An 11,263-nucleotide genomic window follows, 5' to 3' on the forward strand; every position below is an offset into this window, starting at 1 on the left:
GGCCAGGATCAACCGCGCTGCGTAGGCGTTGCGCACGAATTGTGGCCCATGGAACGCTGCCTGGTGCCCTAGCTCCTCGAGCGTCCGCTTTACGCAGCTGGTCACCACTCGCTCAGCCAAGTCCGGGGCGATCGGACTCCGAGCCGCGCCGAGGCCCCCGCCGATAAGGTCTGCCGCCGGCGCGATGTCGGCCTGGCCAAGGAAGAGGCGATTCGATGCACGGGCCCCTTCCTCGATCGCCCGACGCGACCGGACGATCTGCAGCTCGGAGCGCTTCTCGATCCAGCGCATCAGGGCGTTGGCGAGCCGGGGCTTCCYGACGAGCGTGCGCGCTGCAACCTGACGGTGCCCTGGCGAGCGGATCACGACGGTGCCATCGTCCTTGATGGTCACGTTGCGCGGGATCAGCTTGCAGACCTCGGACAGCTTCAGGCCGCACTCCGCGACGACAAGGCGCAGTGCCAGGTTGCGCGCCGGGGTCCAGCCGCGGCGAAGCACCGCCAGCTCTTCGGCGTACATCTTCGCGGCCATCATCTCGTAGGCGGCGAGGAAGGTTGGCCCCGGAGGCAGTGGCGGATCGGTTTCGAAGCGCGTCTCGGTCTTGCTGCGCTTCTGCTCGAGCACGACCGCAGCCGGATTGGCGTGCAGGACGCCGATCGCCTGCAGGTGCGTGAACACGCGGTTGATCTCGGCAAGGTAGGTCCGCATGGTGCGCACACTGGCTGGCGCGTTCTTGCGGCCGCGCAGAGATCCGAGGAAGGCCTCGATGTGGGCCTGCTTGACCTGGTCGAGGCGAAGCGACTGGCCGGCGAGCCAGCGGCAGAACTTCCCCCAGAAGGACTGGTAGAGCTTGTTGCTGTGCTCGGTGTACAGCGGGGCGTCGGCATTGCTCTCGTCCTCGATGCGCTTCCAGCTCAGCGTCGCGCGCCACTCCTTGTGAGCCYGGAGCGGGTTTTGCAACCACGGGAGGCTGCGGGCCGAGGAAACGACGATGGTGCGGGACATGAGATCGCTCGAGCATAAGGGAGCGATAGCTTCCGCACCTCTGGAAGCGGTCTTTCGACGTTGCCTCCGCGCATCAATGGCAAGGATCGGCTGCTTGCTGCTATCCGATCCGTTTGATCGTCACGCCAATCGTTCCGTGGGATTCCAGTAGAACCCAATCGCGTCGTTGGCGAAGACCTGGAGTTCGGGCGCTGCGCCACCCGCTCCGTCGTACGTCCACCGGCGGCGCATTCCTATACGGAACAGGTGTTCATCCGACGGCCCCATGCACCGATCAGCTCGAACCATTGGCCCTCCTGGCAACGGAAGAGCCCCTGGAAGACCTGCTGCGCAAGCACAGGGTCGGGATTACCGACAGCCGTGGACGGGTGGGTCGAGCTCTCCATTGGGTGTGGTCTGCGGAGATTTCGTAGGTCGCACCTGGATCGAGGAGCACCCCTGTCGGGAAGTAGTGCATTTCGCTGGAAACCTGAAGCGGCCCGAGGGCCTGGCCGATGCTGAGATGGGATGCCATTGCGTTCTCCTCGTGTTGTTGCCAAGCTGGAATCGAACTCGTCGGCAAGCTCAAGAGCGCAGGAGACTTCGGACAAGTCCAGTGCAGCAGCAAATACATCGTCAACGCGATCGCGCCGGCCCGGACCACCAGTTCAGCGCTTTCCCATCGTCAACTGGGATCCCGACCACGGTCAACACGATGCCCACGATGATGGCCAGGACCGTGCCGACCGCCCAGCCGACTGGGACGACAAAGGATCGAATGTCCGTCGAGCGATGCCCAGTGCAACGGCTACAGCAATCGCTGGCGCGACGTTTCTCTTCCTGCGGGCTATCCCCGCGGGTGGTGGGCCGGCAGCTCGGATGGATGGCGGCGGGGCTTGCGTGCCGTGGGCTCTGCTGGCGCAGGCTCCGGCAGGCTGGCGATCGGGATGGAGTAGAGGCACTGGCCCGCGTGCGACCAGAGATCGAACGTGTACTGGCGCCACTTCGTGCGGCGCGATCACGACGCCGGGCAGCTGTTCGGCGCAGGCCGCGGCGAGCTGGTTGAAGGTGACCGGCTCGCTCTTGCCGGAAATGCGGAAGTCCACGCAGCCCCTGGTTGATCTCGGCCTTGATCGTGAATGGGCGCTTAGGCGCGGGATCGCGATGCTCGAGGTCCAGTTCTGGCTCCGCCCACAGTCAAATTTTCGGCCGAACTGTGAAATAGTTCCGATCGGAAGGTCCGCCGCGAAGCTTCCAGTGCGCGGGGTCGTTGAACGGCGCCGCCAAAGCGCCCATGATGAAATTTCTCAGTGGGAACCTTTCTCCAAGGTCGACCACCGACCTCTTGCCCTGACCGGAAACGGCCGGGGCTTTTTCGTTGCCAACGCGATCCTGGCCAAGCTTCCGTAGGTGCGCGCAATGAAGCATCGTCCTGACCGGCCCTCTGCGCTTGAGGGAAGTCAGCGGCTCGATGGATGGATGTTTCGCGCTGGCCATCGGACAAGGCGATTCACTGAAATCGCGCCTCGCATTCCGCCGCACGAAACCCTCCAGGGCTAGCGCCCTGCAAGGATCTCTCAGTCGGATGCCACCGAAATTTCGATCAAAGCCGCCCGGCCTCAAGCCCGGCGGCTTTCTTCTCTTCACCTGTCGTCGATTGTGGCCGGCCGAGATGTGAAGCCTTGGAATAAGATCGTCGCCAACCGTCCCGACGAGTTGCGCAAGGCGCGCGAGATCGATGGTTAGCAATGTCGGAAAGTTCGTCGCTGCCAGCTGTAGTAGCGGCAGGCCACGCCAGGCGCTTCAGGCGCCTGCATGACTCGCTCAAGATTCCTTCGACAGTCAGATCCGGTTGCAGCGGGAGCGGTCTTCGAGACAGGACCGCGAACTGGCACTGTCGGCTGCGGATTCAACCGGTCTTTCCCGGCTGCTCGGCGAACGCTCACGGTGAGGCCGATTCCGGTCATCCAAATGCCAAGCAGACCTCAGCATCGACGACCGGACTCAAGGTAGTGCAAACATAGCCCGTCGCCGGCGCGCGGCGACGAAAATTGCTATAGCGGCAACTGAGGCGCAGCCGGCGCCCTACGATGGCGAAAGCCAATCAAATGTCAGCTGCTCAAGGACCTGATACCTGAGTGGCGGTACGGGCCCGAAGGCGACAGTCATCGCCCCAAATTGATAGCCGCAAAGCCGTCGCTCTGCCAAGCCGGATCGCCGATGCGATGAGGCAGGCGACCCAGATCTAAGCGACGCCCTCGGCCGTCCCACCAGCCTCAGCTTCGCCGACGGAAAGGTGACGCCCTGCGCTACAACCTCAGCCCGTCGATCATCGGCTGCCTCTCCGAGATCATCGACCGCAGCGGCATCATCGAATACAGCCCCGTGATGCCTTCGGCCCCATCACCTTGAAGCCGCGAGACCCTCGCCAGCGGCCTCGTGCAGCAAGTGGGCTACGGCTACGCCGCCAACGGCCTGTTCACCACCCTGAGCTACCCCAGCGGCAGCGTCTTCACTTACCTTTACGACGCCACCGGCCGCCTGAGCCAGCTCAAACTGGAACGGCGCACCGCTCATCAGCGCGTAGTGGTCGAGCATCAAGCCAATTGCCGCTGTACCTTGCTCCCGAGTTGGTCTCGCTCGCTCATGCAGGCAGACATTGAATGCATCATTCGCCTCGAGGTTTCGATCGGTGATTGTGACCTGCGACGGGGTTGGCGCTGATGACCGCCGCTAGTCAGCTTTGCCATCGGAAACCCCCGGGGCCGAATCACATGCGATAGTCGCAAGGCCCTACTCGGGCTACGCGCGCCACAAGCAAATCGACAGGCTACGACCTCGGAATCAGATGCGTTCTAAGGTCGGCTCTGCTGCGACGTGAAACGCTCGCTGACCAGCGCTGGGAATTCCCCGGAGCAGCCCCCTCACAGTCCAGGACTGCTTTGCATGATGCCGCCGTCCACGAAGATCGTGGTGGCCGTCAGGTAGCTCGCACCATCGCTCGCGAGGAACGCCACGACGCTCGCGATTTCCTCCGGGCGGGCCATGCGGCCCAGCGGAATGGCCGAATTGAGTTTCTTCAGCAGCACCGGATCGTTCATGGTGGACAAGTTGATCGGCGTGGCCACGGCGCCCGGGCCGACGCCGACGACGAGGATGTTGTGCGGCGCCAACTCGACGCCCGCCGTGCGCGTGAGCATGCGTATCCCGCCCTTCGACAGGCAGTAGGCGGCGTTGCCCGGCATTGGCCAGTCCTCATGCACGGAACTGACGTTGATGATGCGCCCGCCGCCTCCCTGCTTGATCATCTGCTGCGCGGCGAGCTGGGTGCCAAAAAAGGCGCTCTTGAGATTGATGGCGAGCACCTTGTCGTAACCCGCCTCGTCCGTGTCGAGCACGGATGTGCGTGTCTCAATCCCGGCGTTGTTGACCATGACGTCGACGCGGTGGAACCTCTTCACGGCAGTGGCGACCAGCCTTTGCAAGTCGGCGACTTTGCTCACGTCAGCTTGTACTCCGATCGCCTGGTCTCCCAAGGCGAGGATTTGCATCTCCGTCGCTTCGGTCGCTTCGGGATGCACGACATAGTCGATCACGATGTTCGCCCCTTGCTTGGCGAGCTCCAGCACGATGGCGAGACCGATGCCGCTGTTGCCGCCGGTGACGATGGCGACTTTGCCTTTCAGGTTCATGGTTCATCTCCTTGATGGGTAATGGATGACGTGCGGGTCGATCTTTGGATCCGCGCGCCTGGCGCTTCAGTGACACGTCGCGCTGGACGGCGGGTGATGAGCACGGCGAGCACGGCGAGCGCCAGCGCAACGCCGGTGGTCGCACCATAGATCGCGCCCAGGCTCAAGCCCAACCGAGACTCGAGAGGGCCGACGCCGAAGGCCGCAATCCCGTAGCCGATCTGGTAGAACGCGATCAATCCGCCCGCCACCGATGCGGCGATGGTCTTGAGTTCCGCCTGACCGAAGCTCATCACCAGCGGTAGCAACGCCGAACAGCCGAAGCCTGCCAAGGCAAAGGCCGGGATGCCGAAAAACGGCTGGGTCGGTCGCAGGAGGGTAATGACGAAAAAACCGGCGGCCAAGAGCAGCGGGAGGACTTGGAAGGCGGCGCGCTCGGGAAACCATTTCTCGATGACGGCAAAGAGGATGCGCCCCGCCGTCACCATCCCCCAGAAGATGGTGAGGGCGAGCGAAGCCTGCGTAGCACTTGCGCCCAGTTCCTTCGTCATGTAGAGCGAAGCCCAGTTGCCATTCATCGTTTCGCAGACACCGTACAGAAGCGCGAAGCAGGCGAAAACCCAGAACCGAAAAGGAAACTTCGTCCGCCCGCTCATGGCCCCGGCGCCGTCGGCCTCCGCACTCGGACTGAGCGGCAATCGTGCACTGAACAAGAGCAGACCCAGGACCAGCGCGCCAACCAACACGGGGAGCCCCCACCAGATGCCCAGACCGACGAACACCGCGACAAGGATCGGCGCCAGGGCGGTCCCCGATCCAAGCAGGGCGTTCAGCGCCAACACCGCCTTGTCCACCTTCTGAGGAAAGAACCCGGCCGCGAACGTGTTGAGCGTCGGCACAGTGAACCCGAAGCCGACGCCGAGGCAACCGGTGGCAGCGAGCAGGACAACGTAGGCGACCGCATGTTCGCTCATCACGAACCGGCTCAGAACGAGCAACGCCATCGACACCAGATTCGCGCCGAGTCCAATCAGGTAGATGCGCTTGGCGCCGAGGCGTCGTGCCAAGCCGGCGCCCAGCAGCGCTGAGCCGACTGCCGCAATCGCCTGGGGCACGAACATGCCGCCGTATTCCGTTCTCGACAGACCGTAGGCGTTCGCGCTCGTGAAGACGACGCTTGCGGCCGGAAACGTGACCAGTGCCACGCCCTGGATCAAGCCGGCGCCGTAGACGGCCGCGATTTCCTTGCGCCGAGCGATCGGGTGGTTCGTCATCGAACGCGTTGCAGCAGATGCTCGCCGACGCGCAAGGCGTTCGCGATGGCGGTCAACGACGGGTTCACCGCCCCGATGCTCGGGAAAAAGCTCGTGTCCACGACATACAGGTTGTCGAGCTCGTGCGCCTTGCAGTTGACGTCGAGCACGGAGGAACTCGGGTCGATGCCGAACCGGCAGGTGCCCGCCTGGTGGGCGACGCCGGCAATGGGAATGTGCTTTCCCATGTAGAGCGTGTTCGGGATGAGGTGCGGATGCATGTCCATGTGCTCGAGCATCGCCTGCAGTTTCCTTTGCAGGCGATTGAGCGGCTCCACGTTCGTGAACTCGTAGTGGAGTTGGATTTCGCCTCTGGAATTCACGGTCACGCGATTCTGCGGAAGTGGCAAGTCTTCACTCGTGAGCCAGAAATCCACCGCGTGCCGGGCCATCTGGTCCAACGTGAAGCCGGGCGCGAACTTCGGCGCATCCTCCTTGAACATCGGCCCCTGTGATTTGCCGAGCATCTGGATGTTGCCRAGCGGAAACTCATAGTCCGGCGCGCCAAAATAGAAATCGTTGATCGTGAGCGTCTTCTGGAACTCGGTCGGGTTCTCGCGCCGGGAAAGGGCGACCAACGCGACGGCGTTGTGAAACATGTAATGGCGACCCACCATGTCCGAACCGTTGGCCAGGCCGCGCGGATGTTTTTCGTTCGCCGACATGAGAAGCAGCCGTGCGGAATTGGCCGCGCCGCAGGACACGACGACGATGCTGCCGGTGTACTCCTCGCGCTGCCCATCGCGGTGCACGACTACCTTGGTAACCGTGCGTCCGCTGGCGTCGGTTTCGAGCCGCTGGACATGGGCGTTTCTCTTCAGCGTCACGTTCGGGTACTGCAAAGCGGGCCGGACGGCGATGACTTCAGCGTCCGCCTTGGCGTGGACAAGGCAGGGATACCCGTCGCAGGAATTGCAGCGTATGCACCGGCTGTGGGGACGGTCCGCCTCGTCGAGCATGAGGCCCGTCGGCGCATACGCCGGCCGATAACCCGCGCGTTTCAAGCCATCGGCGATCTCCTGAACGCGCGGCTCGTGGCTCACGGGTGGAAACGCGTAGGGCGCGCTGGCCGGTGGATCGGTGGGATCGTCGCCGCGCTGGCCGTGGACGTGGTAGAGCTTTTCTGCCAGCGTGTAGTAGGGTTCGAGCTCCTCGTATCGGATCGGCCAATCGGACGTCGAGCCGTCGGCAGTGCGATGAGCAGTGAAATCCCGTTCGCGCAATCGAAACATCGCAGCGCCGAACATCTTGGTCGCGCCGCCGACGAAGTAATGCACACCCGGCTGGAACGGCTTGCCGTCCGAGTCGTACCACGCGTCCTTCGACACGTAACGGTTCTTCACGAAGACTTCGGTCGGATCCCAATTCTGCTTCTCGCGCGGCAGATAGTCGCCGCGTTCGAGGATGAGAATGCGCTTGCCGGAAGGAGCCAGCTTGAGGGCGAGCGTGCCGCCACCGGCCCCGCTGCCGATGATGATGAAATCGTAGTGATCGTCGCTTCGCATGGGGTGTCTCGATCGCGATAGATGTAGAGGAAAAGCCGGAGGCAATCCGCAACACGTCGATAGCCTCGTAAGTCGCACCGKCTTTCGTGCCGGTTCTGGACAGGGACTTGCCGTTCAGGAGTGGGTGCCTGGAATTGAGCGCCCAGGGTCGGCAAGGGGGAAGCCTTGGACGGGTATGGCTTCAGGTTAGGCGCTAGACGCCTGCGCGTCAACGTCCGCCGGCTGAGCACCGCCGCGAGCGCGCTCAGATCACCGTAGCGGCGCATCATCCGTGCGCATGATGCGAGGATGTTCGCCTTTGCGGATATGCCTTCGAGGCCTCGAGCGTGTTAGCAAACGGCTCGTAACATTCCTCGGTCTCGAATAGCGCCACGGTCGCCGTGAAGCGACTAGACTGATCCAAAGTAGCGCCATCGCAGTTTCAAGTTTGACTCCGCCACGGCGCCGACTGCCCTACGGGAGGTCGAGTGGCTCTTCGCATCGAGGACTACGGACTGATCGGCGACATGCACACTGCGGCATTGGTCGGCATCGATGGCTCGATCGACTGGCTGTGTCTGCCGCGCTTCGACTCTTCCGCGTGTTTCGCGAACCTGCTCGGCACGGAGCAGAACGGTAGATGGCGCATCGCTCCGGCCGGAGACGTCGTCGCCACGACGCGACGGTATCGGCCCTCGACGCTCGTTCTCGAAACAGAGTTTGAGACGGCCGACGGCGTGGCTCGGATCATCGACTGCATGGCCCTGCGCGTATCGCATCCACGGATCGTACGTGTCGTGGAGGGCGTGCGCGGCACCGTACCGATGTCCGTTCAGCTCAACCCGCGGTTCGACTACGGCAAGACCGCCCCGTGGATCCTCGCCAAGGATCAGGCGGTGAGTGCTGGGGCGGGACCCGAGGCGGTGGAGTTGCGGGCCGACGTACCGATCACGTCACGGGAGCGTTGTCTCGAAGCCGACTTCTCGGTGCGCGCGGGCGAGCGCGTTTCCTTCGTTCTCACGGGGTACCTCTCCTGGGAAGACGCGCCGCCACCGATCGATGCGGTCGATGCCGTGGCCGAGACCGAGGCTTGGTGGCGCGCCTGGTCGGGTCGTTCGACTTACAAGGGTGCGTGGAAGGACGAGGTCGAACGCTCCCTCATCACGCTCAAGGCGCTCACCTACGCACCCACTGGCGGGCTGGTGGCTGCGCCCACCACGTCGCTCCCCGAGTTCCTCGGCGGCGTGCGCAACTGGGACTATCGGTTCTGTTGGATCCGGGACGCCGCGCTCGCGCTGGACGCGCTCATGGCTGCTGGCTATGTCGAGGAAGCGACGAAATGGCGCGACTGGGTGATCCGCGCCGTCGCAGGCGACCCCGAAGATCTGCAGATCATGTACGGGATTGGAGGAGAGCGCCGCCTCGACGAGTACGAACTCGGCTGGCTGCCGGGCTACGAAGGGTCCGCCCCTGTGCGGGTTGGGAACGCTGCCTCCGGGCAGCTGCAGCTTGACGTGTATGGGGAGTTGGCCGACGCGATCTATCGAGCACGTCGGCTCGGCATGACTCCCGTTGCCGAAGCGCTGAATCCCATGCAAAGTTTCGTCCAGTGGCTCGAGCGCCATTGGCGCGAACCTGACGATGGCATTTGGGAGGTTCGGGGACCCCGGCGCCAATTCGTCCACTCAAAAGTGATGGCCTGGGTCGCCGCCGACCGCGTCGTGAAGATGTTGCAAGAGTCGGGCTACAAGGGCGCGCTGGAGGAATTGCTACAGATGCGGGACGACATCCACGAGGAGGTGTGCCGGAAAGGCTACGACGCCGAGCGGAACACGTTCACCCAGTACTACGGCTCCACGCAACTCGACGCGGCCCTGCTGCTGATCCCGCAGGTCGGATTCCTGCCGGCTACCGACCCGCGCGTGGTAGGCACGGTGGAGGCCATCCAACGGGAGCTCGTGCGCGACGGCTTCGTGATGCGGTACATCCCGGATAAGGACGCGGCCGACGGATTGCCGCCCGGGGAAGGCGCGTTCCTCGCCTGCAGCTTCTGGTTGGTCAATGATCTGGCCATGCTCGGAAGACTCGAGGAGGCTCAGGCGCTGTTCGACCGGTTGCTCGCTCTTCGAAACGATCTCGGACTCTTCTCCGAGGAATACGACCATGAGCATCAGCGACTGATCGGCAACTTCCCCCAGGCGTTCACTCACCTGACGCTCATCGCCAGCGCCATGGCCCTCACCGAGGCTGCCGGTGCACGCGAGTCAGCCGCCAGATCCCGATGAGCTCGGACCCCGCAGTTTCACCGCCGTCTGGCGTGCAACACGAGATCCGTCACGGCTCGCACCGGGCGATCGTGACAGAAGTGGGCGCGACCCTGCGCCACTACTCGGTGGAGGGCGCGGACATCATCGATGGGTTCGGGATGGACGAGTGGTCGCCCAGCGGTCGCGGGCAGGTGCTGGCTCCCTGGCCGAACCGCCTCGACGGCGGGAAATACCAGTTCGAGGGTCGGGAGGGCCAAGCGGCGCTCGACGAACCCGAACGGCAGAACGCGATCCACGGTTTGGTGCGATGGCTCCCTTGGCGAACTGCATCGAAGTCAGCCGATGGAGTTGAGTTGACCTGCATGCTTCATCCGCAGCCGGGGTACCCGTGGCGGCTCGACCTGCAGGTCGGGTATCGGCTCGATGGGACAGGCCTGACGGTTTCCATCCTGGCGCGAAACGCCTCCAGCGTCCCCGCGCCCTTCGGAATCGGTTTCCATCCCTACCTGACAGTCGGCACCGCAATCGATGACGCGGTCCTGCAGATCCCGGCGACCCGATGTCTGGTCACGGACGACCGCGGTCTACCGATTGGAATCAAACCGGTTGCCGGGTCGGACCTGGATTTCACCGAACGGAGGTCGATCGGTTCAATGCGGCTCGATACGGGCTACACGGACCTCGTGCGAGGGGCCGACGGCCTCGCACGCGCATTCGTGGCGAGGCCAGACGAGGGGCGCTGTGTCAGCCTTTGGGCGGATTCGTTGTTCCGATACCTCATGGTTTACACGGCCGACGACGTGGGAGCCGTGTCGCGACGACGACGTGCCGTTGCGATCGAGCCAATGACATGCCCACCGAACGCTCTTCGTTCAGGGACCGACCTCTTGAATATGGAGCCCGGGCAGGGCGTCAAGGGCCGCTGGGGGTTGATGCCGGACCGAATTCCAGCCAGTTGATTGCAGTGCCGCAGCAACCGGTCGGGCTACATATCATCCATCGGTGCTGCTGAAGCTCTACATCTCGACGGCTATCTGATCCGCATCAAAGTCGAGCCACCGCTTGGAGCGTGACCGGGCCGTAGGCTTGACTGCGCGCCGAGGGCACTGAGCAGGCGCTGGTGGATCAGATCTGCAGAATGACGAGTCCGATTCGACTGGCACGCTCGAAATCAAAAAGGGGAGGCGTAGTAGCTGCACGTACGTAAGCGTACGTGGTCGCCGGGATGGTCAACCTCCACGATCGGAAGGAACATGGCCTTCTCGGAATCCGCAAAGGGGAAGTGTTGTCCGACTTCGACTTGATCGTGACCGRTCCGGATTCGGCGGAGTCGCCGCCCTGCGGGCGGCAGAAAAAGGCTATCCCGTCGGCGTCATGGAGGCCGGGCGGAACTGGCCTGACTGAGAACCCAAGGCCAACTGGGACATCCGGAAGTCTGTGAAAGCCCGAGACCGAGATTTACCGCTCGCAGCGCCTCGGGTTCCTCGACGACGCACTGGTCCTGCATGGCGCCGGCCTATGGC

General features: G+C 63.6%; 8 protein-coding genes. 4 read left to right on the forward strand and 4 right to left on the reverse strand.

Annotation, left to right across the window (positions count from 1 at the left end; translation table 11 throughout):
- On the reverse strand, positions 1-1,005 hold a 1,005-nt coding region (locus tag AC1DY5_RS25855; protein WP_478116001.1), incomplete at its 3' end, for a site-specific integrase.
- A gap of 1,041 nt (positions 1,006-2,046) precedes the next feature.
- On the opposite strand from AC1DY5_RS25855, the gene AC1DY5_RS25860 reads away from it, so the two are divergent.
- Both AC1DY5_RS25860 and AC1DY5_RS25865 read left to right on the forward strand, forming a co-directional pair.
- Positions 2,047-2,394, forward strand: coding sequence for a hypothetical protein (locus AC1DY5_RS25860; protein ID WP_478116002.1), 348 nt, complete (start codon positions 2,047-2,049; stop codon positions 2,392-2,394).
- A 1,038-nt stretch (positions 2,395-3,432) separates the two neighbouring features.
- On the forward strand, positions 3,433-3,708 hold the full coding sequence (locus AC1DY5_RS25865) for a hypothetical protein (RefSeq protein WP_478116004.1): 276 nt from the start codon (positions 3,433-3,435) through the stop codon (positions 3,706-3,708).
- 200 nt (positions 3,709-3,908) lie between these two features.
- Here the strand turns inward: AC1DY5_RS25865 and AC1DY5_RS25870 are convergent, their stop codons facing one another.
- From AC1DY5_RS25870 to AC1DY5_RS25880, 3 genes are read right to left on the reverse strand one after another with little or no spacing between them, the layout of a single operon-like run.
- Positions 3,909-4,676, reverse strand: coding sequence for an SDR family NAD(P)-dependent oxidoreductase (locus tag AC1DY5_RS25870; RefSeq protein WP_478116006.1), 768 nt, complete (start codon positions 4,674-4,676; stop codon positions 3,909-3,911).
- Positions 4,673-5,950, reverse strand: coding sequence for an MFS transporter (locus AC1DY5_RS25875; RefSeq protein WP_478116007.1), 1,278 nt, complete (start codon positions 5,948-5,950; stop codon positions 4,673-4,675). Before AC1DY5_RS25875 ends, AC1DY5_RS25870 begins: the two co-directional genes overlap by 4 nt.
- Entirely contained in the window at positions 5,947-7,494 is a 1,548-nt protein-coding gene (locus tag AC1DY5_RS25880; RefSeq protein WP_478116009.1) for a GMC oxidoreductase, read from the reverse strand. Before AC1DY5_RS25880 ends, AC1DY5_RS25875 begins: the two co-directional genes overlap by 4 nt.
- A 467-nt stretch (positions 7,495-7,961) precedes the next feature.
- On the opposite strand from AC1DY5_RS25880, the gene AC1DY5_RS25885 reads away from it, so the two are divergent.
- Both AC1DY5_RS25885 and AC1DY5_RS25890 read left to right on the forward strand, forming a co-directional pair.
- A complete protein-coding gene (locus AC1DY5_RS25885; RefSeq protein WP_478116011.1) occupies positions 7,962-9,758 on the forward strand; it encodes a glycoside hydrolase family 15 protein in 1,797 nt (598 codons plus the stop codon).
- A gap of 32 nt (positions 9,759-9,790) precedes the next feature.
- Positions 9,791-10,699 carry an aldose 1-epimerase family protein gene (locus tag AC1DY5_RS25890; RefSeq protein WP_478116013.1) on the forward strand — a complete coding sequence of 303 codons (909 nt, stop codon included), beginning with the start codon at positions 9,791-9,793 and terminating at the stop codon, positions 10,697-10,699.
- Positions 10,700-11,263 lie beyond the last annotated feature (564 nt).

Source organism: Variovorax sp. P4_D9 (genome assembly GCF_056401695.1).